The organism is Micromonospora halotolerans (assembly GCF_032108445.1).
Taxonomy (GTDB): Bacteria; Actinomycetota; Actinomycetes; order Mycobacteriales; family Micromonosporaceae; genus Micromonospora; species Micromonospora halotolerans.
In genome coordinates, this window is record NZ_CP134876.1 from 400,983 (window position 1) to 422,581 (window position 21,599).

At 74.9% G+C, this 21,599-nt stretch carries 17 protein-coding genes; 12 read left to right on the forward strand and 5 right to left on the reverse strand.

What is annotated here, in order from left to right; genetic code table 11:
• The first annotated feature begins 22 nt into the window (after nucleotides 1-22).
• On the forward strand, nucleotides 23-1,555 hold the full coding sequence (locus tag RMN56_RS01855) for a coiled-coil domain-containing protein (protein WP_313722103.1): 1,533 nt from the start codon (nucleotides 23-25) through the stop codon (nucleotides 1,553-1,555).
• A gap of 20 nt (nucleotides 1,556-1,575) precedes the next feature.
• Here RMN56_RS01855 and RMN56_RS01860 read toward each other — a convergent pair whose 3' ends face one another.
• Nucleotides 1,576-4,737 (reverse strand): ATP-binding protein, encoded by a 3,162-nt coding sequence (locus RMN56_RS01860; protein ID WP_313722104.1) that lies wholly within the window; start codon nucleotides 4,735-4,737, stop codon nucleotides 1,576-1,578.
• Between the two features lie 131 nt (nucleotides 4,738-4,868).
• On the opposite strand from RMN56_RS01860, the gene RMN56_RS01865 reads away from it, so the two are divergent.
• The 9 genes from RMN56_RS01865 to RMN56_RS01905 all read left to right on the forward strand — a co-directional run bounded on the left by RMN56_RS01865 (nucleotide 4,869) and on the right by RMN56_RS01905 (nucleotide 16,378).
• Nucleotides 4,869-5,738, forward strand: a complete 870-nt coding sequence (locus tag RMN56_RS01865) for an alpha/beta fold hydrolase (protein ID WP_313722105.1) — start codon at nucleotides 4,869-4,871, stop codon at nucleotides 5,736-5,738.
• Between the two features lie 84 nt (nucleotides 5,739-5,822).
• The gene (locus RMN56_RS01870; protein WP_313722107.1) at nucleotides 5,823-6,197 is read left to right on the forward strand and encodes a hypothetical protein; all 375 of its coding nucleotides are present in this window, start codon (nucleotides 5,823-5,825) and stop codon (nucleotides 6,195-6,197) included.
• 43 nt (nucleotides 6,198-6,240) lie between these two features.
• The gene (pip, locus tag RMN56_RS01875) at nucleotides 6,241-7,197 is read left to right on the forward strand and encodes a prolyl aminopeptidase (RefSeq protein ID WP_313722109.1); all 957 of its coding nucleotides are present in this window, start codon (nucleotides 6,241-6,243) and stop codon (nucleotides 7,195-7,197) included.
• A gap of 76 nt (nucleotides 7,198-7,273) precedes the next feature.
• The gene (locus RMN56_RS01880; RefSeq protein WP_313722111.1) at nucleotides 7,274-8,107 is read left to right on the forward strand and encodes a metallophosphoesterase family protein; all 834 of its coding nucleotides are present in this window, start codon (nucleotides 7,274-7,276) and stop codon (nucleotides 8,105-8,107) included.
• Complete coding sequence (locus tag RMN56_RS01885; protein WP_313722113.1) at nucleotides 8,104-8,769, forward strand: 4'-phosphopantetheinyl transferase family protein; 666 nt, start codon at nucleotides 8,104-8,106, stop codon at nucleotides 8,767-8,769. The genes RMN56_RS01880 and RMN56_RS01885 overlap by 4 nt, the downstream gene beginning before the upstream one ends.
• A 126-nt stretch (nucleotides 8,770-8,895) precedes the next feature.
• Entirely contained in the window at nucleotides 8,896-11,157 is a 2,262-nt protein-coding gene (locus tag RMN56_RS01890) for a catalase (protein ID WP_313722115.1), read from the forward strand.
• Nucleotides 11,158-11,272: 115 nt separating this feature from the next.
• Complete coding sequence (locus RMN56_RS01895) at nucleotides 11,273-12,373, forward strand: L-dopachrome tautomerase-related protein (RefSeq protein ID WP_313722117.1); 1,101 nt, start codon at nucleotides 11,273-11,275, stop codon at nucleotides 12,371-12,373.
• Between the two features lie 91 nt (nucleotides 12,374-12,464).
• On the forward strand, nucleotides 12,465-14,843 hold the full coding sequence (locus RMN56_RS01900; protein WP_313722119.1) for a galactose-binding domain-containing protein: 2,379 nt from the start codon (nucleotides 12,465-12,467) through the stop codon (nucleotides 14,841-14,843).
• A gap of 158 nt (nucleotides 14,844-15,001) precedes the next feature.
• Nucleotides 15,002-16,378, forward strand: a complete 1,377-nt coding sequence (locus RMN56_RS01905) for a glycosyl hydrolase family 18 protein (protein WP_313722121.1) — start codon at nucleotides 15,002-15,004, stop codon at nucleotides 16,376-16,378.
• Between the two features lie 52 nt (nucleotides 16,379-16,430).
• Here RMN56_RS01905 and RMN56_RS01910 read toward each other — a convergent pair whose 3' ends face one another.
• Nucleotides 16,431-17,408, reverse strand: a complete 978-nt coding sequence (locus tag RMN56_RS01910; RefSeq protein ID WP_313722123.1) for a DUF2804 domain-containing protein — start codon at nucleotides 17,406-17,408, stop codon at nucleotides 16,431-16,433.
• Between the two features lie 38 nt (nucleotides 17,409-17,446).
• The gene (locus RMN56_RS01915) at nucleotides 17,447-17,860 is read right to left on the reverse strand and encodes a hypothetical protein (RefSeq protein ID WP_313722125.1); all 414 of its coding nucleotides are present in this window, start codon (nucleotides 17,858-17,860) and stop codon (nucleotides 17,447-17,449) included.
• Nucleotides 17,861-18,033: 173 nt separating this feature from the next.
• Here RMN56_RS01915 and RMN56_RS01920 point away from each other — a divergent pair, with 173 nt between their 5' ends.
• Nucleotides 18,034-18,603, forward strand: coding sequence for a snapalysin family zinc-dependent metalloprotease (locus RMN56_RS01920; RefSeq protein WP_313722127.1), 570 nt, complete (start codon nucleotides 18,034-18,036; stop codon nucleotides 18,601-18,603).
• A gap of 73 nt (nucleotides 18,604-18,676) precedes the next feature.
• Here the strand turns inward: RMN56_RS01920 and RMN56_RS01925 are convergent, their stop codons facing one another.
• The gene (locus RMN56_RS01925) at nucleotides 18,677-19,432 is read right to left on the reverse strand and encodes a peptidylprolyl isomerase (protein WP_313722128.1); all 756 of its coding nucleotides are present in this window, start codon (nucleotides 19,430-19,432) and stop codon (nucleotides 18,677-18,679) included.
• Nucleotides 19,433-19,624: 192 nt separating this feature from the next.
• Between RMN56_RS01925 and RMN56_RS01930 the strand changes: the two genes are divergently transcribed.
• A complete protein-coding gene (locus tag RMN56_RS01930) occupies nucleotides 19,625-19,948 on the forward strand; it encodes an STAS domain-containing protein (RefSeq protein ID WP_313722130.1) in 324 nt (107 codons plus the stop codon).
• Between the two features lie 39 nt (nucleotides 19,949-19,987).
• Here the strand turns inward: RMN56_RS01930 and RMN56_RS01935 are convergent, their stop codons facing one another.
• Nucleotides 19,988-21,571, reverse strand: a complete 1,584-nt coding sequence (locus RMN56_RS01935; RefSeq protein WP_313722132.1) for a PP2C family protein-serine/threonine phosphatase — start codon at nucleotides 21,569-21,571, stop codon at nucleotides 19,988-19,990.
• Nucleotides 21,572-21,599: the final 28 nt, after the last annotated feature.

The following is a 21,599-nucleotide window of genomic DNA, read 5'->3' on the forward strand; positions in this document are numbered from 1 at the left end:
GCGAACCGACGGAGGATGGCGCATGTCCAACGGCGAGGAACCGTTCGCACCCCACGACGACGTATCCGCGCGGCCGAGGTTCGACCAGGCGCTGCGCGGCTACGACAAACGCCAGGTGGACCGGTACGTCGAGCAGATGGACGGCGAGCTGACCGCCGTGACGGCCGACCGGGACCGCGCGTACGCCCAGATGCGGGAGCTGACCGCGCAGGCGCAGCGGGCGCAGACCGAGGCCGCCGAGCTGCGCCAGCGCCCCACGCAGGTGGACCGGGCGTCCTTCCGCGACCTCGGCCCGATGGTCGACCAGATCCTCGACCTGGCCGAGAAGCAGGCCGGGCAGATCACCGAGGCGGCCTCGAAGCGCGCGGCCGACCTCCAGGCGCAGGCGGAGAAGGTGCTGGCCGCCGCTCGGGACGAGGCGGAGCGGGAGCGGCGCGAGCTCGCCGAGGAGCTGTCCACCCGCCGGGCCGAGCAGGACCGGGCGGACGAGGAGCGGCACGCCGCCGCGCAGGCGGAGCTGACCGCGATCCGGGAGCTGACCGAGAAGCTGCGCGCCGAGGGGCAGGCCGCCCACGACCGCGCCCAGCAGGAGGCGAAGCGGCTCGCGGAGCAGAGCGCCCAGCAGGTCGAGCAGGCGCGCTCCGCGTCGGAGGCGCTGGTGAAGGCGGCCCGCACGCAGATCCAGCAGGAGGTGCAGGCCAACCGCAGCAAGGCCCAGCAGGAGCTGGCTCAGTGGCAGGCCACCATGGCCCGGGAGCTGGACGAGCAGCGGGCCGCGGCCGAGCAGGAGCTGGCCGACCGGGCCAGCGCCGCCGAGCGGGACATCGCCGCCCTGGTCGCCGAGGCCCAGCAGTACGCCACCGAGGTCCGCGAGCGGGCCGATGAGGAGAACGCGGCGCACCAGGAGCAGCTCGGTGCGGTGCAGCAGGAGATCCAGCAGCGGCAGGAGGCGCTCACCCAGCTCCAGGCCGAGCTGGAGACGGTCGGCCAGCAGCTGGAGCACACCCGCCGGGAGATCGCCACGGTCGAGCAGGAGGGCGCCGCGCTGGAGGAGCAGCTGGTCGCCGTACGCCGGGACCTGACGGCGGAGACCAAGCGGCTGGAGGACGCGCGCCGGGCGGCGGACCTGGCCGAGCAGCACGCGAAGGAGACGCGGGCCCGGGTGCAGCGGGAGGCCAAGCGGGTCGCCGACCTGGCCGCCGCGGCGGTGATGGCGGCCGCCGCGGGCGGTGTGGAGACGGCCGAGTACCCGATGGTCGCGCCGCGTCCGGCCGCGACGCCCGCGGAGGCCACCCCGGTGGTGGTGCCCGCACCGGCCCTGGTGGCCGTCCCCGTCGTGCCGGCCGCTCCCGCCGTGCCGGCCGACCCGGAGCCCGGCGAGCCGGCCGACGGCGACCGGCCTACCGCCGAGCCGTTCCTGGAGCGCGCCTCCCTGGACCGGCCGAGCTTCGACGCGTTCGCGGTGCGCACCCCGGTCCAGCGGTCCGCCCCCGAGGCGGAGGTCACCGGGGAACCGGCGGCCGGTCCGGAGGGTGGCGTCCCCGCCAACGCCTGACCCGTCCCCGCCGCCCGCGCTCAGGGAAGGGCGGCGGCGAGGTCGGCGAGGTGCCGGGCCACCGGCCCCACGGTGAGCACGCCGCTGCCGGCGCCGGCCAGCTCGTCGGCGGCGGGCAGCAGGGCGGCGTGCAGCCGCGCCATGGTGGGGCGGTCGTCGAGGGCGAGGGCGGCCCGGGCGGCGACGCAGAGCCGGGCCTCGCGCAGCAGGTCGTGCGGCGAGGGCGGCAGGGCGCGCAGCGCGGCGGCCGCCTCGTCCCGGCGCCCGGCCGCGAGCAGGGCCAGCGGCCGGACCCACGGCGCGTACGGGCCGTGGGCGGCGTCGGCCAGCGCCGGCCCGGGGTCGTCGCCGGTGGACAGTCGCAGGCAGAGCAGGGCGAACGGCAGCAGCCCGGCGGCCATGCCGGGCATCTGCCCGGCGTCGAGCCGCACGGCCGCCGCCCGGTACGCCGCCTCGGCCTCGGCGCCGCGTCCCGCGACGGCCAGCCGGAGGGCGGCGTACCAGTCGGTGAAGACGCCGACCAGGGGCAGCTCGTAGCGCGCGGCGAGGCGGTCGGCGGCGGCCGCGTGGGTGTCGGCGGCGGCCAGGTCGGCGCGGGCGCAGTGCGCCTGGAGCGCGACGAGGTGCCCGAGCACCTCGAAGGTGACCAGCCCGTGCCGGGCGGCCAGTTCGACCAGGTCGGCGCCGATGCGGGCGCGTTCCCGAGCCCGGCCGGCGCGGTCGAAGGTGTGCATGAACCGGGCGTTGAGCGCGAAGGCCAGCAGGGCCGGGTCGTCGAGGCGGCGGGCGATCTCCTCCGCCTCGGCCGCCGCCCGCCGGCCCCGGTCGCCGGTGTCGCCGCGCAGTTCCAGGGCCAGCGTGCAGAGCAGCCGGCCGCGCCGGGTGGCCTGGTCGGCGGGGAGCGCGGCGAGGGCGGCTTCGGCCGCGGTGACGATCCGGCGGGACAGCTCCTCGTCGTCGTTGCGGGTCCAGACGGCCGGCACGTCGAACGCGGCCAGCACGTCCGCGGTGAGCTCCGGGTCGGCGAGGCGTTCGACGGTGGCGACCGCCTCGGCCCGCAGCCGGCGGGTCCGGTCGAGGTGGCCGGTGACGGCGAGGGCGCGGCCCCAGCCGATGACCGCCGCGAGCCGCCCGCGTACGTCGTGCCCGCCGGCCCGGTCGTGGGCGGCGACGGCCTGCTGCCAGAGCCGGGCCGCCTCGTGCGGGTGGCAGCGCCGCTCGGCCCGTTCGGCTCCGGCCGTGGCGTACCGGGCGGCCCGGGTCGCGGCGTCCGGGCCGGGGGCCTGTCCGAAGTGGTGGGCCAGGGCGGCGACGTCGTCCGGCCGCAGGCGTTCGAGCACCGACCCGACGGCGGCGTGCCAGCGGGCCCGGCGTGGCGCCGACAGGTCGGTGTAGAGGGTGTCGCGGACCAGGATGTGGGCGAACCGGGTGCCGTCGGGGGTGAGGAACCCGGCCTGTGCGGCCCGCTCCACGGCGTCCAGTGTGGCCTCCTCACCGGCCAGCGCGGCCAGCACGTCGGCGTCGAGGTCGCGACCGAGCACGGCGGCCTGCGCCAGCACCGCCCGGGTCGGCTCGGGCAGCTGCGCCAGGCGGTGGCGGATGACGTCCCGCACGCCGGCCGGTACGCGTTCCAGCGCGGCGGCGCCCTCGGCGGCGAGCAGCCGGGCCAGTTCCCGGACGAAGAACGGGTTGCCGCCGCTCCGCCGGTGCAGCGCCCGGACGGTGTCGGGATCCGCCGCGCCGGCCACGGCCCGGACCAGGTCGCCCGTCTCCGCCTCGGTGAGCCCGCCCAGGTAGACGCGGACCGGTTCGGTGCGCGCCAGGCGGGCCAGGGCCCCGGTGAGCGCCGGAGTGATCCCGGTGGCCCGGTAGGTGCCGACCGCCAGCACCGGCCCGGTCACCGGCTCCGGGCCGGTGAACAGCGCGGTCAGCAGGTCGAGGGTGTCCTCGTCGGCCCGGTGCAGGTCGTCGAGGACGAGCAGCACGGGCCCGCGCCGCGCCGCCGCGCCGACCCGGGCGCCCGCGATCCGGTGCAGCCGGTAGCGGGCCACGGCCGGGTCGCCGCCGTCCGGGAGGGCCGGCCCGGCCGGCGGTTCCCCGGCTTCGGGCAGGGCGGCGGCGAGCTGCGTCCACGGCCACGCGGCCGGGGCGCCCTCGTACTCGGGGACCCGGCCGACGGCGCGGGTCCAGCCGGTGGCGGCGAGCCGGTCGGCCAGCGCCTCGACGAACGCGGTCTTGCCCGCGCCGGCGTCGCCGGAGACCAGCGCGAGGGCGGGCCGGCCGGCCCGGGCCACCTCCTCGGCCAGCCCCGTCAGGCTCGCCAGTTCGGCCGCGCGCCCCACGAACGGGCGCCGCTCCTCCCCCGCTCCTCCGGCCGGCGGCGGGGCGGCGGCCGGGTCGAGGTGCGGGGCCTGGGCGAGGATGTCGGCCTCCAGCCGGCGCAGCCGGGGGCCGGGATCCACCCCCAGCTCCCGGACCAGCACGCCCCGGGCCTCCCGCAGCGCGGCGAGCGCGTCGCCCTGCCGGCCGGCCCGGTAGAGGCCGGTCGCCAGCAGCCGCCAGGTCTCCTCCCGCAGCGGCTGCGCGGCGGCCTGGGCGCGCAGGTCGCCGGCGGCCTCGGCGGCCCGGCCCAGGGCCAGCAGCGCCTCGGCGCGCCGCTCGACGGCGAGCATCCGCAGCTCGTCCAGCCGGTCGATCTCCGCCCGTGCCCACGGCTCGTCGGCGAACTCCGCGTAGGCGGGGCCGTGCCAGAGGGCGAGCGCGCCGTCCAGGGCGGCCAGCGCCGGGCCGGCCCGCCCGGCCGCGAGCGACTCGCCCGCCGCACCGACCGCCGCCTCGAACCGCCCCGCGTCGACCGCCTCGGGGGCGGCCGCCAGCGCGTACCCGGGCGGGGCGGTGACCAGCAGCCGGGCCGGCTGCCGCGGGGGCCGGTCGGGCTCCAGGGCCCGGCGCAGGTCGGCCACGAAGGTCCGCACGGCCCCGACGGCGCCCTCCGGCGGCTCCGCCCACAGGTCGCCGACGAGCCGGCCGACCGGCACCACGCGGCCCCGGGCGACCAGCAGGCGGGCCAGCACGGCCCGCTGCCGGGGGCCCTTGAGCGCCACCGGGCCTCGCTCGCCGGCCGCGACCAGCGGCCCGAGCACCCCGAACGTCACTCCGGGTACGCGCGGCGGGCTGGTCACCCCGCCCACTCTAGGCAGGCCGGCGCGCGCGCACCGGCGGCCCGGCCAGGGCACTCATCCGATGCTGACCGGCCACTGACCGGCGCCAGGCAGGCTCGACGGGACCCGATCACACCCGGAGAGGACCACTCATGATCAACGGATTCGAGTCGCGCCGCGTCACCGTCGCCGACGGCGTCGCGCTGCACGCCGCAGTGGGCGGCAGCGGCCGCCCGGTCGTGCTGCTGCACGGCTTCCCGCAGACCCACCTGATGTGGCGGCACGTCGCCGCGGACCTGGCCGCCGACCACACGGTCATCTGCCCCGACCTGCGGGGGTACGGCGACAGCGACAAGCCCGCCGACACCGACGGCACCGCGTACGCCAAGCGGACCATGGCCGCCGACGTGGTGGCGCTGGCCCGGGCGCTGGGGCACGACCGGTTCGCCCTGGCCGGGCACGACCGGGGCGCTCTGGTGGCGATCCGCGCCGGCCTGGACCACCCCGGGACGGTCACCCACCTGGCCGCGCTGGACGTGCTGCCCACCCTCGACACCTGGGAGGTGATGCACGGCGTCACCGCCGCGGTCGGCTTCCACCTCTATCTGATGGCCCAGCCGCCGGGGCTGCCCGAGCGGCTGATCGGCGCCGCTCCGGACGAGTTCTTCGGCCACTTCCTCGACCTCTGGGCCGGCGACCCGGACGCGATCCCCGCCGACGTGCGGGCCGCGTACCTGCGGGCCTGCCGGGCGGCGGTGCCCTCGATCGTGGCGGACTACCGGGCCTCGGCCGGCGTCGACATCGCGCACGACGAGACGGACCGGGCGGCGGGCACCGTGCTGCGGATGCCGGTGACCGTGCTGCAGCAGGACTGGGGCGCGGCGCTCGGCTTCGACGCGGCGGCGCGCTGGCGGGCCTGGGCGCCGGACCTGCGGCACGTGCCGGTGTCGTACGGCCATTTCATGGCCGAGGAGGCCCCGGCCGAGGTGGTGAAGGAGCTTCGCGCGCTGCTGGCCCGCTGAGGCGCCCTTGCCCTCGACCGTGGAAGATGCAAATATTCAGATCACTGTACGTGTGGGGGTTCTCACGTTCGGGGGTTGATCGGCATGCGGAAGGTTTCCTCGATGGCGGCGGCGGTCGCGCTGACGCTGGGCTGCACCGGTGTGGCGGTGGTGAGCGCGGCGGGCCCGGCGAGCGCGACGTGCAGCCATTCGCACTCCAACATCGACACCAAGTTGGGCTCGCTCTTCAACGCCAGCAACGTCAACATCCGCTCCGGCCCGCACACGACCTGCGGCTCACTCGGCTACGGCCAGCTCAGCCACAGCGTCGACTTCCACTGCTACACCAACGGCGACCGGGTCAGCGCCAACGGCCACACCACCTACACCTGGACCTACCTGAGGGACAGCACGACCGGGGTGTCCGGCTGGGTGGCCGACGCCCTGCTCGACAACCTGGGCAGCAGCGTCGCCTGCTGACCGTCCCCGCACGACCCGCCCCGAGGGGGCAGGATGGTCCGGCATGACCGAGCCACGCCTGTACCCGCCCGTCGAGCCGTACGCCACCCACCGGATCGCCGTCGGTGACGGCCACGAGCTGTACGTGGAGGAGGTGGGGCGGCCGGACGGCGTACCCGTGGTCTTCCTGCACGGCGGGCCGGGCGGTGGCCTGGTGCCGGCGGCACGGCGGTTCTTCGACCCGCGGCGCTACCGCGCCGTGCTGTTCGACCAGCGCGGCGCGGGGCGCAGCACCCCGTTCGGTGAGCTGCGGGCCAACACCACCTGGCACCTCGTGGCCGACCTGGAGACGATCCGGGAACGGCTGGGGATCGACTCCTGGCTGGTGTTCGGCGGATCGTGGGGCGTCACCCTGGGCCTGGCGTACGCCCAGACCCACCCGGACCGCGTGACCGGGCTGATCCTGCGCGGGGTGCTGCTGCTGCGCCGCAGCGAGCGGGACTGGTTCTACCAGGGCGGCCTGCGCCACCTCCAGCCGGACGAGTGGGAGCGGTTCGTCGCCCCGATCCCCGCCGCCGAGCGCGACGACGTGCTGGCGGCGTACCACCGGCGGCTGCACGGGCCGGACGAGGCGCAGGCCCGGGCCTGCGCGGTCACCTGGGGGCGCTGGGAGGCGGTCAACTCCTCCCTGCGTCCCGACCCGGGGGTGCTCGCCCACTTCACCGCCGAGGAGCAGGCGCTGCCGATCGCCCGGATCCTCTCCCACTACGCCCTGCACGGCGGGTTCCTCACCGGGACGCAACTGCTCGACGGCGTGGACCGGATCCGCCACCTGCCCGCCGTGATCATCAACGGCCGCTACGACCTGTGCTGCCCGCCGGTGTCCGCGTACGACCTGGCTCGCCGCTGGCCGGAGGCCGACCTGCGGATCGTGCCCGACGCCGGCCACTCGGCCGCCGAGCCGGGCATCGCCCGGGAACTGCTCCGCGCCACCGACCGCTTCGCCGACCTGCTCGCCTGACCGTTCCGCGTCGGACCTCCGACACCGCCGCGTCCGCGCCTACCGGACGGGCGGCGGCGCTGGCAAGATCGGCCGGGTGACGGGTGCGCTGTTCGCGGTCAGTGACCTTCATGTGTCGTACGCCGAGAACCGCGCGGTGGTGGACGGCCTGCGGCCGGAGTCCCCGGACGACTGGCTGATCGTGGCGGGCGACGTCGGCGAGGTGTTCGCGGACGTCGAGCGGACGCTGCGGCAGCTCCGCGACCGGTTCGCCCGGGTCGTCTGGGTGCCCGGCAACCACGAGCTGTGGACCCACCCGGCCGACCCGGTGACCCTGCGCGGCCGGGCCCGGTACGACGCGCTGGTCGCGATGTGCCGCGACCTGGGCGTGCTCACTCCCGAGGACGACTATCCGGTGTGGCACGGCGCGGACGGGCCGGTCACCGTGGCGCCGCTGTTCCTGCTCTACGACTACTCGTTCCGCGCCCCCGGCACCGACACGAAGGAGGAGTCGCTGCGGGCGGCGTACGCGGCAGGGGTGGTGTGCACCGACGAGATGCTGCTGCACCCCGACCCGCACCCCGACCGGGAGTCCTGGTGCGGGGAGCGGATCGCCGCGACCGAGCGGCGGCTGGCCGCCGTCGACCCGGCGCTGCCGACCGTGCTGGTCAACCACTGGCCGCTGGTCCGCCAGCCCACCGACGTGCTCTGGTACCCGGAGTTCGCCCAGTGGTGCGGCACCGACCGCACGGCCGACTGGCACCTGCGGTACCGCACCGCCGTGGCGGTCTACGGGCACCTGCACATCCCCCGGACCACCCACTACGACGGGGTCCGCTTCGAGGAGGTCTCGCTGGGCTACCCGCGCGAGTGGGGCCGGCGGGGCGGCGAGCCCCGGCCGATGCGGCGCGTCCTCGGCGGCGCCGCGTGATCGAGGCGCTGCTCCCGCCGTCGGCGGTCGCCGTCGAGGCGTTCGCCGACGTCCCCGGCGAGGTTCCCCATCCCGGCGAGGCGGACCTGCTCGCCCGGGCCGTGGAGGCCCGCCGCCGCGAGTTCGTCACCGCCCGTCGTTGCGCCCGGGAGGCCCTGACCCGCCTCGGCTACGCCCCGGCGCCGATCCGCCCCGGCCCGAAGCGGGAGCCGCGGTGGCCGGCCGGCGTGGTGGGCAGCATCACGCACTGCGACGGTTACCGGGCCGCGGCCGTCGCCCGGGACACCGCGCTGGCCGGGCTCGGCATCGACGCCGAGCCGCACGAGCCGCTGCCCGACGGCGTGGCCGGGGTGGTCACCACGGCCGGCGAGCCGGCGTCGCTGGCCCGGCTGCGCGCCGCCCGGCCGGACGTGCACTGGGACCGGCTGCTGTTCAGCGCCAAGGAGTCGGTCTACAAGGCGTGGTACCCGCTGACCGGGCGCTGGCTCGGCTTCGACGACGCCGAACTGTTCGTCGACCCGGCCGGGGGGCGCTTCACGGCCCGGGTGCTGGTCGACGCCACCCGCGTCGACGGCGGCCCGCCGCTGGCCGAGCTGCACGGCCGGTGGCTGGTCGCCGACGGGCTGGTGGTCACGGCCGTGGCCGTGCCCCGGCAGCCCTGACGGGTCGCGGTTCTCGGGCCGGGAGCGAACGCTCCCGCCCGCCCGAGTGGTCCGCGTTTGCCCACCTGAGGCGAGGGTAGGGCCTTGAGGGCCTGGTCGTTTACCCCGCATGGAGGACAGGTCCTGATGGATTCCAGCAAGCCCGCCAAGGTCGTCAAGGACGTCGTGGAGGCCGCCGCCGGAAAGGTCGCCGACGTCCTGACCCCGGACGTGCCCGGCGCTCCGGGCAGCGTCCCACCGTCCTTCGAGGAGCCGACGACGCCGCACGGTCCGTTGCCGCCGAAGGAGGAACAGGGTGCCCCGGACACCCGCACCCCGACCGGCGCGGAGACCGGCGTGCCGAAGATTGCCAAGGGGCAGCAGGGCGCCTACCTCACCACCGCCAACGGTGCCCGGCTGCGCGACACGGACCACTCGCTCAAGGCCGGTCCGCGCGGCCCGGTGCTGCTCCAGGACCACCACCTGCGCGAGAAGATCACCCACTTCGACCACGAGCGCATCCCGGAGCGGGTGGTGCACGCGCGCGGCGCCGGGGCACACGGCGTCTTCGTCGGCTACGGCACGGGCGAGGAGGTGACCCGTGCGGGCTTCCTGAAGAAGGGCCGGGAGACGCCGGTCTTCGTCCGCTTCTCCACGGTGCTCGGCTCGCGCGGGTCGGCGGACACGGTCCGCGACACCCGCGGCTTCGCGACGAAGTTCTACACCGACGAGGGCACCTTCGACCTGGTCGCCAACAACATGCCGGTGTTCTTCATCCAGGACGCGATCAAGTTCCCGGACATCATCCACGCCGGCAAGCCGCACCCGGACCGGGAGATCCCGCAGGCGCAGAGCGCGCACGACACGTTCTGGGACTTCGTCTCCCTGCACACCGAGGCGCAGCACCACGCCATGTGGAACATGTCCGACCGCGGCATCCCCCGCTCCTACCGGACCATGGAGGGCTTCGGGGTCCACACGTTCCGGCTGGTCAACGAGGCCGGCGCGACGGTACTGGTCAAGTTCCACTGGAAGCCGAAGCTGGGTGTGCACTCCCTGACCTGGGAGGAGGCGCAGCTGATCAGCGGCATCGACCCGGACTTCCACCGCCGCGACCTCTACGACGCCATCGAGGCCGGCGCGTACCCGGAGTGGGAGCTGGGGATCCAGGTCTTCCCGGACACCCCGGAGGAGACCTTCGCCGGGATCGACCTGCTCGACCCCACGAAGATCGTGCCGGAGGAACTGGCGCCGGTGCAGCCGGTCGGCCGGCTCACCCTCAACCAGACCCCGCGGAACTTCTTCGCCGAGACCGAGCAGGTCGCCTTCCACCTCGGGCACCTGCCGCCGGGCATCGACGTCACCAACGACCCGCTGTTGCAGGGGCGGCTCTTCTCGTACCTCGACACGCAGCTCACCCGGCTGGGCGGGCCGAACTTCACCCAGATCCCGATCAACCGGCCGCACGCCGAGGTCAACGACATGCTCCGGGACGGCTTCCATCAGCACGCGGTGCACGCGGGCGTGGCGCCCTACCGGCCGAACTCACTCGACGGCGGCAACCCGTTCCCGGCCGGCGACCGCGAGAACGCGTTCGTCGACACGCCGGTCACGGTCGCGGAGGCCCCCAAGGTACGCGCGGCCCCGGCCTCGTTCGACGACCACTACAGCCAGGTACGGCTGTTCTGGCTGAGCATGTCGCCGGTGGAGAAGGAGCACATCATCCGGGCGTACACCTTCGAGCTGGGCAAGTGCCACCACCAGGCGATCAAGGAGCGCCAGCTCCAGTGCCTGGCCAACATCGACCCGGTGCTGTGCGAGCAGGTCGCCACGGGCCTGGGCCTGCCGGCGCCGAAGCCGACCGTGCCGCTGGCCGAGGTGCAGCCGAGCCCGGCCCTGTCGCAGGTCGGCCGGGAGTGGCCGGCGGACGGTCGGATGGTCGGCATCGTGGTGGACGCGGACAGCGACCTCGACGGGGTGGGCGAGGTCCGGCGGGCGGTGTTCGCCGCCGGCATGGTGCCGCTGCTGGTCGCCGCGCACGGCGGCACGGTCGGCGACCTGCCGGTGCAGCGCACCTTCGCCACCGGCCGGTCGGTGGAGTTCGACGCGGTCCTGCTGGCCGGGGCGCCGGCGCCCGCGCCGGACGCGCTGCCCGCCCGGGACGCCAAGGCGGGAGCGGCCGGCTCCGCCACCATCGACCCCCGGGTGCTGCTGCTGGTCGAGGAGGCCTGGCGGCACGCCAAGGCGATCGGCGCGTGGGGCGCCGGGGCCGAGGTGCTGCGCCAGGCCGGCGTGGCGGGCACGCCCGGTGTGGTCACCGGCGACTCCGCCGCCGAGGTCTTCGGGACGGTGCAGCAGCTGATGGCGGCGCACCGGGTCTGGGAGCGGTTCCCCGCCTCGGTCTCCTGAGCGACGCCGAGGGGCAGCCCCGATCCGGGGCCGCCCCTTCGGCGGTTTGGGACATCCCCGTTTGCGCCCCGGTTCGGCGGGAAGGCCGAGGGCCTCACACAGTCAGGAGCGGCGGATGAACGGACCCATGGGCGGCGAGCCGGTCGGCGACCTCGAACTCGTGCACACCTTCACCGGGCCGATGCCGACCGGGGTCAGCGTGTCGCACACCGGCCGGGTCTTCGTGAACTTCCCGCAGTGGGGGGACGAGGTGCCGGCGACCGTCGTCGAGCTGCGCGACGGCCGGGAGGCGCCCTTCCCGGACGAGTCCTGGAACAGCCCGTCCGGGGACGACGACGCGCACGCCTTCGTCTCGGTGCAGAGCATCGTGGTGGACCCGGCGGACCGGCTCTGGGTGGTGGACACCGGCAGCCCGATGTTCCAGCCGACGAAGCCGGGCGGGCCGAAGCTGGTGCGGGTCGACCTGGACACCGACACCGTCGGGCAGGTGATCACCTTCCCGACCGACGTGGTGCTGCCCACCACGTACCTCAACGACGTGCGCTTCGACCTGCGCCGGGGCGACGCCGGCCTCGCGTACCTCACCGATTCCTCCGACTCGGGGCCGAACGGGATCGTCGTGGTGGACCTGGCCACGGGCGCGTCGTGGCGGCGGCTGCACGACCACCCGTCCACGAAGGCGGAGCCGCTGGACTCGTTCCGGCCGGTCGTCGAGGGCCGGCCGTTCCTGGAGCGCCCCGCCGACGGGCCGCCGAAGCCGGTCGCCATGGGCTCGGACGGCATCGCCATCTCCGCCGACGGTTCCCGGCTGCACTACTGCCCGCTCGCCTCGCGCCGTTGGTACAGCGTGGCGACCGACGCGCTCGCCGACCGGACGCTGCGCGAGGAGCAGGTGGCGGCCACGGTCGTGGACGAGGGCGACAAGGGCGGCGGCTCGGACGGTCTGGAGACCGACGACTCGGGGGCGTTCTACCTGACCTCCTACGAGCACAACGCCGTGCTGCGCCGCCGGGCGGACGGCGAGTTCGAGACCGTGGTGCACGACCCGCGGCTGCTCTGGCCCGACACGATGTCGGTGGCCGCCGACGGCCACCTCTACGTCACCGCCAACCAGCTGCACCGGCAGGCGAAGTACCAGGGCGGCACCGACCTGCGGCGCAAGCCGTACGCCCTGTTCCGCGTGCGCATCGACGCCGGACCGGTACGCCTGCGCTGACTTTTCATCGATTTGTTTAAGTATTGCGATCGAGTGTCGCGCGCTGCCATGATGACCGTCAATTTCTTCCTTCCCCGAAGGAGCGGTCCTCATGGCGCTCACCCGCCGTACCCTCATCCGGTCCGTGGCGGCGGGGTCCGCCCTCGCCGCGCTCCCCGACCTGGCGCCCACCCTCACCCGGGCCGCCGCCGCGGCCAGCCCTCCCGGCGACGTGGTCGGCAAGGTCTCCGTCGGCTACCAGGGCTGGTTCAGCTGCCCCGGTGACGGCGCGCCGATCGGCGGCTGGTGGCACTGGAGCCGGGACCGGTTCCAGGCCCCCTCCCCGGCCAACACCACGATCGTGTCCTGGCCCGACATGCGGGAGTACGCCCGCGGCTACCCCACCGCCTACCCGAACCTGGGCAGCGGCCAGCCCGCCACGCTCTTCTCCTCCTACGACCAGCAGACCGTGGACACCCACTTCCGCTGGATGCAGGAGTACGGCTGCGACACCGCGGCGCTGCAACGGTTCAACCCGTTCGGCGACGAGGGACCGACCCGCGACGCGATGGCGGCGAAGGTCCGCTCCGCCGCCGAGCGGTTCGGCCGCAAGTTCTACGTCATGTACGACGTCACCGGCTGGACCGCGATGCAGTCCCAGCTCAAGGAGGACTGGACGACCCGGATGTCGGCGCACACCGCCTCACCGGCGTACGCGCGGCAGAACGGCCGGCCGGTGGTCTGCGTCTGGGGGTTCGGGTTCAACGACGACGGCCGCCCGTTCACCCCGGCGGCCTGCCTGGACGTCGTGCAGTGGCTCCGGGCGCAGGGATGCTACGTCATCGGCGGGGTGCCCACCTACTGGCGGCAGGGCATCAACGACTCCCGGCCCGGCTTCACCGACGTCTACCACGCCTTCCACATGCTCTCGCCGTGGATGGTCGGGCGCACCGGCACCCTCGACGGGCTGGACTGGTTCCACACCAACGTCAACGTCCCCGACCTGGCCGACTGCGTGGCGCACGGCATCGATTACCAGCCCTGCGTGATGCCCGGCGATCTGTCCGCCGGTCACCGCCGGCACGGCGACTTCTACTGGCGGCACCTCTACAACATGGTGCGGCTCGGCGCGCAGGGCCTCTACGTGTCGATGTTCGACGAGTTCAACGAGGGCAACCAGATCGCCAAGACCAGCGAGACGGCGGCGATGATCCCGGCCGGCGCCGGCATCCGGGCGCTCGACGAGGACGGCACCTTCTGTTCGGCCGACTACTACCTGCGGATCACCGCCGACGGCGGGCGGATGCTCAAGGGCCAGCTCGCGCTGACCGCGGTGCGGCCGACCCCGCCGGTCGCCGGGGGCGGCCAGCCGCCGGGCGGCAACCTGGCCGCCGGCCGCCCGGCATCCGCGAGCAGCCAGAACGGGCCGTTCGTCGCCGGCAACGCCGTCGACGCCGACCGGGGCAGCTACTGGGAGTCCGGCAGCAGCGCCTTCCCGCAGTGGTGGCAGGTGGACCTGGGCGCCGCCCACCCGGTGACCCGCCTGGTCCTCGCCGTGCCGCCGGGTTGGGAGGCGCGGACCCAGATGCTGTCGGTACAGGGCAGCACCGACGGCGCCACCTTCACCACCCTGGCCGCGTCGGCCGGCGTCCGGTTCGACCCGGCGTCCGGCAACACCGCCACCGTCACCGTGCCGGCCACCACGGCCCGCCACGTCCGGGTCACCGTCGCCGGCAACACCGCCTGGCCCGCCGCCCAACTCGCGCAGGTCGAGGTGTACGCGGCCACCGGCACGTCCACCCCGCCGACCGCCCCGGGCAGCCTGGCGGTGACCGGGCGGACCGCCACCAGCGTGTCGCTGGCCTGGGCCGCGGCCACCGACGCCGACGGGATAGCCGGCTACCAGGTACGCCAGGGCGGCGGCACGGTCGCCTCGGTCACCGGCACCGTGGCCACGGTCAGCGGGCTCACGCCGGCCACCACGTACACCTTCACGGTCGTCGCCCGGGACACCGCCGGCGCCGTCTCGGCGCCCTCGAACGCGGTCACGGTGACCACCGACCCGGCGGCGCCGACCGACCTGGCCCGGGGCCGGCCGACGACCGAGAGCAGCCACACCCAGAGCTACGGCAGCGGAAACGTGGTCGACGGCAACCCCGACACCTACTGGGAAAGCGCCAACAACGCCTTCCCGCAGTGGGTCCAGGTGGACCTCGGCGCGGCCACCCCGGTCGGGCGGGTCGTGCTCCGGCTCCCGCCGTCGGCGGTCTGGCAGGCGCGGACCCAGACCCTCTCGGTGCTGGGCAGCACGGACGGCGGAGGCTGGAGCACCCTGGTCGCCGCCGCCGGCCGGGTGTTCGACCCGGCGACCGGCAACCAGGTGACGCTGGCCTTCGCCGCCACCCCGGCCCGGTACGTGCAGGTCCGCTTCACCGGCAACACCGGCTGGCCGGCCGGCCAGCTCGCCCAGCTGGAGGTCCACTCCGGCTGAGCCATCGAAAGACATCGTTGACGACTTAGTTAATGTTCTTTAATATTTGGCCTACCTCGAGGAAGACCACCCCTGTCCGACCCGTACGTCCGGCCGGCGCCGGCCCCGACCGGCGCCGGCCGGGCGGTACGGCGCCCCCTGCACCGGGAAGGCCCTCGATGACCGCACCGCGCCCCCGCCGTTCCTCCGTGGCCGCCGGCCTGCTCGCGCTGGCCACCGCCACGGCGACGCTCGCCCTCACGCCGACCGCCGCCGAGGCCGTCGTCCTGCCGAACAACTTCAAGAGCGTCGGCTACATGCCGTCCTGGAGCGGCAGCGTCAACAGCATCCAGTACGGCAAGCTCACCCACATCAACTACGCGTTCGCGCTGCCCAACAACGACGGCAGCCTGCGCCCGGTGGAGAACCCCAGCAAGCTCTCCTCGCTGGTGTCGCTCGGGCACGCCAACAACGTCAAGGTGTCGATCGCGATCGGCGGCTGGAACGACGGCAACGACTCCGCGTTCGAGGCGCTCGCCGCGAACTCCGGCGCCCGCGGCGCCTTCGTCACCAACGTGGTCAACTTCGTCAACCAGTACAACCTCGACGGCGTCGACATCGACTGGGAGTACCCCGACCCGGGCGCCTCGGCCAACAACTACACCGCGCTCATGCAGCAGCTCGGCAGCGCGCTGCACAGCCGCGGCAAGCTGCTCACCGCCGCCGTGGTCTCCGAGGGCTACTACGTCGACGGTGTGCCGCCGGCGGTCTTCGGCTCGGTCGACTGGCTGAACATCATGGCGTACGACGGCGGCAGCCCGCACGCCAACTACGACTGGTCGATCAGCAGCGTCAACCTGTGGAAGTCGCGCGGCCTGCCCGCCGCCAAGGCGGTGCTCGGCGTGCCCTTCTACAGCCGGCCCGGCTACTACACCTATTCGGCGCTGGTCGGCATGGACCCGGCCAACGCCAACCGGGACTGCACCACGGTGAGCGGCGCCCAGCAGTGCTACAACGGCGTACCGACCGTGAAGCGCAAGACCCAGTGGGCGCTGGCCAACGCGGGCGGGATGATGAACTGGGAGCTGTCCCAGGACACCACCGGCGCGACCTCGCTGGTCAGCGCCATCTACGACACCGTCATGGGCGGCGGCACCCCGTCGCCGAGCGGGCGGACCGGGCCGATCACCGGCATCGGCGGCAAGTGCGTCGACGTCGCCGCGGCCGGCACGGCCAACGGCACCGCGATCCAGCTCTACACCTGCAACGGCACGGCCGCGCAGAGCTGGACGGTGGCCGGCGACGGCACCCTGCGGGCGCTGGGCAAGTGCGCCGACGTGACCAGCGGCTCCACGGCCAACGGGGCGAAGGTGCAGCTCTGGGACTGCAACGGCAGCGGCGCCCAGGTCTGGCAGGCGCAGTCCAACGGCACCCTGCGCAACCCGCAGTCGAACAAGTGCCTGGACGCCACCGACAACAGCTCCGCCAACGGCACCCGGCTGCAGATCTGGGACTGCTTCGGCGGCGCCAACCAGGTCTGGCGGCTGCCGGCCTGAGCACCGGCCGTGATCCCCGTCGCGCCGGCCCGGGCGCGGCGGGGATCCGCCGTCACCAGCGGTTGCGGGCCTCCTCCGCCCAGCCGACCAGGCCGTCGAGATCCACCCGCTCGCCGTCGTCGGTGGCGGCCCATCCGGAGAAGTGCCCGAAGCACTGGTGGGTCTCCCCGGCCAGCACGCCGAGGTTGGTGCGCGCCACGCGCTCGTGGAAGGGGTGGAACGTCACGTCGACCCGGTCGCCGGTGACGCGCCACGGCCGCAGCCAGTCGGCGCGGTCGTAGCTCCAGGCCAGGTCCGCGCCGATCTTGTGCAGCCGCCCGTCGAGGAACAGGGCGTTCTCCGTCACGCCGGTCCCGTCGGTCCACCGGCCACCGAGCTGGATGGCCCGGCCCGGCCCGCAGCCGGCGGCCCAGTTCCAGCTCACCGCGTACCGCCACTTGCCGCGACCGTGGTCGAGCACCGCGAACGACTCGCTGTCGACCGGGTACGCCGTGCCGTCCACCCGGAGCGTGCCGCGCACCGGTCGGCCGACGTCCTTGTGCGTGTACTGGAACCGCCGGGTGCTCCACGGCACCACCACGCCCAGCGACTCGTGCCCCGGCGGCAGGGGCACCACCAGGTCCACCTCGACGCCGGGCGCCGTGGCCCGGACGGTGCTGCCGTCGGGGCGCTGGTCGACCTCGACGACCAGACCACCGCCGCGGGCCCGCACGGCGCCCGCGCCGCTGACCGGCGGGAGCACCGCGCCGCGGGCGAACGGGACGACCGCCTCGATGGTCCGCTCGATCCCGCTGCGGCGGTCGAGCAGGTAGAGGCTGTGCACGCCGGCGTAGTCCAGCGACGACGCGACGAGGCCGACGATGTGCGTCGGGGTGACGACGCCCCAGTGCTCCCAGCGCTTGCCCCGCCCCCAGCCGCGCAGGTTGGCCCGGTGCAGCGGCCGGCGGCTCCAGCCCACCGCCGCCGGGTTCAACCGCCCGTCCGGCCGGCACAGGTCGACCGGCTCGGTGATCTCCCGCTCGTGCGTCATCGACGCAGGCTACCGGCACGGGCCGCGCCCGCGACTCGTCAGCCGACCCGGTTCAGGTTCGGCCGGCCGGTGCGGACCCGCTGCCGGTCCGCGGGAATCCGCGGGCCCTCCGCGGCGAGCAGCTGGTCGGCCGCCGCCAACCCGGTCAGCGCGGCGCCGTAGGCGGCCAGCTCGCGCTGGAAGTGCTCCACCTTGGCGTACCAGAACTTGAGCTCCGGGTTCAAAGCCTTGGCGTTGACGTAGCCGACGATGTCGGTCTCGGGGGTGATGCCCCGGCGCGCGTAGCGGCGGTCGAAACCGGCCTTGGTGCGCTCGTACCGCTCGCTCATCGCCGTGAGGCCGGCCTCGGCCTCCAGCAGCCGGTCGCGCAGGTACCGCACGTACATGGGCGGGACGCCGGCCGGTGGCGGGGTGGCCCTCCGGTGTCCGTCGGATCCGTTGGGATACGGCATGACCGCCCTCCTTCCCGCGGTCGAGATGCAGAGATGTCCTTCTACCCCCAATTCGGACGGATCATGCCGGTCCACGCACGTAAGTGATTGACGTCAATGCTTGATATCGATGCAGGTCGATATATAGGCTGGGCCGGTCCCCGCTCGACCCCGTCCCACAAGGAGAGTGAGCGATGCGTCTACCCAAGGTCACCCGGTTCTTCGCCACCGTCGCCACCGCGGCGCTGGCGGCGCTGGGCACCGTCACCGTCGACGCGGCGCCGGCCGCCGCCGCCGTCCGCAACGTCTGCTACAACACCAGCCAGGCCGGGCCGTTCGCCAGCTACGCCGTCCAGGCCGCCTCGATCTGGAACAACCGCACCAACAACATCAACATGGCGCAGTGCGGCTCGAACCTGATGATCTACTACACCTACGGCGGCGGCTCGTACGCCCAGCGCACGAGCCTCGGCAACGGCCGCGTCGTCATCGACTACTACCAGGCGCAGCAGTACTCGCCGCTGCGGATCGTGACCCACGAGATCGGGCACATCCTCGGCCTGCCCGACAACTACAACGGGAACTGCGCCATCCTGATGTCCGGCGGCAGCGCCGGCACCAGCTGCACCAACCCGTACCCGAGCTCGGCCGAGGCCGCACGGGTCGACCAGCTGTTCGGCTTCGCCGCCGCCCGCAGCGCGACGACGCCGCAGATCTTCACCGGCAGCTGGCCGGCTCCCGCCACGGCGGGCGCCCAGCGCTGACCCACCGCACCGAGGACGCCCGGCCTGGGCGGCGGAGAGCCGACCCGGCCGGGCTTTCCGCGCCGGGCGCGGGTCAGCGGCCCCGGGTGGCCTTGCAGATCTCCACCGGCAGGGCCGGCGCGCCGTCGACCGGCGCCGGGTCCTCCGGCGTGGCGGCGATCCCGCCGGCCGCGATGCGGTCCAGCGTGGCCAGCCCGGCCGCGTCGATCGAGCCGAAGACGGTGTAGTTGGGGCGCAGCGCCGAGTCGGACTGCACCAGGAAGAACTGGCTGCCGTTGGTGTCCGGGCCGGCGTTGGCCATGGCCAGGGTGCCCCGGGCGTAGAGGCGGCGGACCCCGGTCGGGTCGGTCGGCGCCGGCGGCAGGTCCGTGGGCAACTCGTCGGCGTACCGGTAGCCCGGCCCACCCTCGCCGGTGCCGGACGGGTCACCGCACTGGAGCACCGTCAGCGTCGGGTACGCGGTGAGCCGGTGGCAGGGCGTCCGGTCGTAGAACCGGTGCCGCGCCAGGTGCAGGAAGCTCTGCACGGTGCACGGGGCCTGCTCGCGGTCGAGGGTCAGCCCGATCGGCCCCTGGTTGGTCCGCAGCGTGACCCGGACGGTGCCCCGGTCCGGCGTGCGGCGGGGGTCCGGCGGCAGCGGCACCGGCCGGGCGGCCGGCTCGTCCGGCGTCGGCGTGTACGCGCACGGGCCCTTCGTGGGCGCCGGCTGGGCGGTCGCCGCCGAGGCGGCGACGCCACCGGTGGCGACCAGCGCGGCGGAGACCACCGCCACCCCGGCGAGACGGGCCAGCAGTGGTGATGCGACGTGCGGTCGGGTTTCGCTCGACACGTGGGTCCTCCCTGGACTCGTGGTACCAGAAAGACCGGAGTCTATGGAGGTGGCGACCGGATGTCGATGAGGGTCGACGCCGCATCGTCGCGATCGACGCGAACCCGCGCGCCACGGGCCGGCGACCGGCGCCCCGAAAGGTGGCATGATGGCGCCGACCAGGCCGGTGCCGGCGAGAGAGCGTGGCTGCCCATGGCGTCCTTCCAGGCGAGGACCTCCCGCGAGCCGGGACGGACGGTGGTCCGGCTGGCCGGCGAGTGCGACCTGGCCGCCCGGGACCGGCTGACCGGCACGCTGCTGGCCGCCGTGGACGACGCCCCGGTCGTGGTGGTCGACCTGGCCGCGGTGGAGTTCCTCGACTCCACCGGCATCCACGCGCTGGTGACGGCGCACCACCGGGCGCGGGCGACGGACGGCCGGCTCTACCTGGTCAACGCCACCGGACCGGTGGCCGCCCTGCTGGAGCTGACCGGCGTCGGCGACCTGCTCCGGCATCCCGGGGACACGACCGGCTGACCGCCGGCGCGCCGAGGACACCCGGTGCGCCGAGGACGTTCAGGGCAGCACGCGGACGGCCAGGGTGCAGGTGTCGTCGTCCGGGCTGGGCCGGTGCAGGGCGTCGCGCAGCCGGGCCAGGTGTCGCGGCCCCGGCCGGCCCGAGAACCCCGACAGGGCCGCACGCACCGCCGCCACCTGGTCCTCCGGGTTCCCGACGCGGCGTTCCGTCAGGCCGTCGGTGTAGAGCAGCAGCACGTCGTCACCGCGCAGCTCGGTGGTGAGCATCGGGTAGCGGGCGGCGGGGTCGGCGCCCAGCAGCATCCCGGCGGGCCGGCCCAGGTCGCCGGTCGTGCCCGCCCGGGACAGCATCGGCAGCGGGTGCCCGGCCCGCGCCCAGGCCAGGCGCCGGGTCGCCGGGTCGAAGACGGCGAGCACCGCCGTGGCGGTGATCTCCAGCTGGCCGCAGAGCCGGTTCATGTGCCCGAGCAGCGCCGCCGGGTCGCGGATGCCGATCGACAGCCAGGCGACCAGCGCGAAGCGCAGGTGGGCCATGCCGCTGGCCGCCTCCAGCCCGTGCCCGGCCACGTCGCCGACCGCCAGCACGACCGATCCGTCCGGCATCGTCTCGGCGTGGTACCAGTCGCCACCGACCCGCAGCGCGCTCTCCGCGGGCAGGTAGCCGACCAGCACCTCCAGGCCGGCCAGGGCGACCGGCTCGCGGGGCACCGGTTGGATGAGGTTCTGGAGCTGCCCGGCGAGGCGGTGCTCGGCCAGCGCGGTCGTCTCCCGGCTCCGCAGCTGGTCGCGGAGCTGCTCGATGGCGCTCCGCGAGTCCTCCCGCCCGGTCACGTCCTGGACCACCGCGTAGACCTTCACCGGCGTGCCGGCCTCGTCGCGGGCCACGTCCGACAGGATCCGCAGGTGCTTGACGGTCCCGCCCGCGCGGAACCGCACGGTGACGTCCGACGCCGCGCCGCTGTCCAGCGTCTGCCAGGCGGCCTCGCGCAGACCGTGGTCGGCGGGGAGGAGCGCGGCGCGCTGATCGGCCCGGGACAGCGGGCCCAGCGCCGGATCCCGCTCGAAGATGCGGTACATCCCCGGTGACCACTCGGTGCCGCCGGTGACCAGGTCGTACTCCGCCCAGCCCAGGCTGCCGAGCAGCTCGGTGCGGGCCAGCCGGAGCCGGTGCTCGTCCAGCCGCTGCCACCAGACCAGCAGGCCGCCCAGCACCCGGTGCACGCTCACGTCGAAGACCGAGTCGGCCACGACCCCCGCGCCGTGGCCGGCGTAGCGGAAGTCGGGCAGGTGGGCGGGCTCGCCGGTGGCCAGCACCTCCTGGTACGCCTGCCACAGCACGCCGGCGACCATCCCGGGATACAGCGTGCTCAGCGGTTGGCCGACCCGCCCGGCGCCCCGCCCGTGGACGTCGCGCCCCTGTGCGCTGACGGCGGCCACCACGAAGTCGACCACCGTGCCGTCCGGTGCCCGTACCGGCAGCAGCCAGGTGCAGCCCGCCGGGATCGTCGCCAGCACCTGCCGGACCGCCGCCACCACGGAGTCGGCGGTCGACGGGGCCGACGGCTCGGCGGTCGACAGTGCGGCCGGCTCGGCGGCCACGCGCGGCAGGGTGTCGTCTGCCATGCCGGCAGCCTAGCCAGCTCTCCCGGCG

Bases quoted from the DNA above. Each gene is read 5' to 3' on its own strand.
- RMN56_RS01855 (WP_313722103.1), top strand. From the start codon at position 23: ATGTCCAACGGCGAGGAACCGTTCGCACCCCACGACGACGTATCCGCG.
- RMN56_RS01865 (WP_313722105.1), top strand. From the start codon at position 4,869: ATGATCAACGGATTCGAGTCGCGCCGCGTCACCGTCGCCGACGGCGTC.
- RMN56_RS01870 (WP_313722107.1), top strand. From the start codon at position 5,823: ATGCGGAAGGTTTCCTCGATGGCGGCGGCGGTCGCGCTGACGCTGGGC.
- pip (WP_313722109.1), top strand. From the start codon at position 6,241: ATGACCGAGCCACGCCTGTACCCGCCCGTCGAGCCGTACGCCACCCAC.
- RMN56_RS01890 (WP_313722115.1), top strand. From the start codon at position 8,896: ATGGATTCCAGCAAGCCCGCCAAGGTCGTCAAGGACGTCGTGGAGGCC.
- RMN56_RS01895 (WP_313722117.1), top strand. From the start codon at position 11,273: ATGAACGGACCCATGGGCGGCGAGCCGGTCGGCGACCTCGAACTCGTG.
- RMN56_RS01900 (WP_313722119.1), top strand. From the start codon at position 12,465: ATGGCGCTCACCCGCCGTACCCTCATCCGGTCCGTGGCGGCGGGGTCC.
- RMN56_RS01905 (WP_313722121.1), top strand. From the start codon at position 15,002: ATGACCGCACCGCGCCCCCGCCGTTCCTCCGTGGCCGCCGGCCTGCTC.
- RMN56_RS01910 (WP_313722123.1), bottom strand. From the start codon at position 17,408: ATGACGCACGAGCGGGAGATCACCGAGCCGGTCGACCTGTGCCGGCCG.
- RMN56_RS01915 (WP_313722125.1), bottom strand. From the start codon at position 17,860: ATGCCGTATCCCAACGGATCCGACGGACACCGGAGGGCCACCCCGCCA.
- RMN56_RS01920 (WP_313722127.1), top strand. From the start codon at position 18,034: ATGCGTCTACCCAAGGTCACCCGGTTCTTCGCCACCGTCGCCACCGCG.
- RMN56_RS01930 (WP_313722130.1), top strand. From the start codon at position 19,625: ATGGCGTCCTTCCAGGCGAGGACCTCCCGCGAGCCGGGACGGACGGTG.
- RMN56_RS01935 (WP_313722132.1), bottom strand. From the start codon at position 21,571: ATGGCAGACGACACCCTGCCGCGCGTGGCCGCCGAGCCGGCCGCACTG.